The organism is Helicobacter apodemus (genome assembly GCF_000765745.2).
In the GTDB taxonomy this organism is placed as follows: Bacteria; Campylobacterota; Campylobacteria; order Campylobacterales; family Helicobacteraceae; genus Helicobacter_D; species Helicobacter_D apodemus.
The window spans coordinates 1-819 of the sequence record NZ_JRPC02000100.1 but is presented as its reverse complement, the minus strand read 5'-3'; the positions used below and the strand labels follow the sequence as shown (position 1 = coordinate 819).

1 protein-coding gene is annotated in these 819 nt (G+C 33.1%); it reads right to left on the bottom strand.

All coding sequences use genetic code 11. The features are described from left to right. On the bottom strand, positions 1–427 hold a 427-nt coding region (locus LS72_RS10530), incomplete at its 3' end, for a single-stranded DNA-binding protein (protein WP_084590226.1). Positions 428–819: the final 392 nt, after the last annotated feature.

Below are 819 nucleotides of genomic sequence, written 5' to 3'. Positions count from 1 at the left end.
CAACATCAGTATTGTTTTGATTGACTTGTGGCTGTCCTTCATAAACTACATTAGGTTCATTATCAACAACTACTTCAGAAGTATTAGCATCTGCTTTTGCATTATTGCCACCAAGCATTTGCATACTTTCTGCTGTAATGCTATGCTTACTTTTCTTTTGCCCATTATTATCCATCCAAGTATCTAATACCAAACGACCTTCAATTAACACAGAAGAACCTTTTTTAAGGTATTGATTAGCAATTTCTGCAGTTCTACCAAAGAGATTCACATCAATAAAACATACTTCTTCTCCTTGTGAGCCATCTTGCTTTTTATAGCGGCGATTTGTCGCTAATCCTAATTTAGCTAATGCACTTTGATTGGGTAAATAACGCAACTCAACATCACGAGTTAAATTTCCTACTAAAATAATTTTGTTAAACATTTTCTATCCTTTAAGATAAATTTAGACAAACTAAAGTTGCCTTTAAAAACAAACACCAAAGGTGGAATTTGCTTGTAAAGACCACCTTAAAGTGTTTTTAAAAAACTTATAAACTTATCCCAAAAGAGATTCCTTGAAGTTTAAACTTCTTTAGGCAGAAAAACTTTGTATGGGATTTTCAGGTATTATTAAATTAACTAACTAAGGCGTTAGTGATAATTTGTGATTTATCTTTATGTTCTGCATAGTTCGCAACACTATACACGCCTTTAAAAAAAGGCTGCTCTATGTTACCATAGAGAACGGACTATATCTTCACTCTAAAAAAGAGTGTCCCTCCGCTTGGGCTGTCTTAGTAATTCCTCATTCTCTCTTATACTATTATGCTTCTT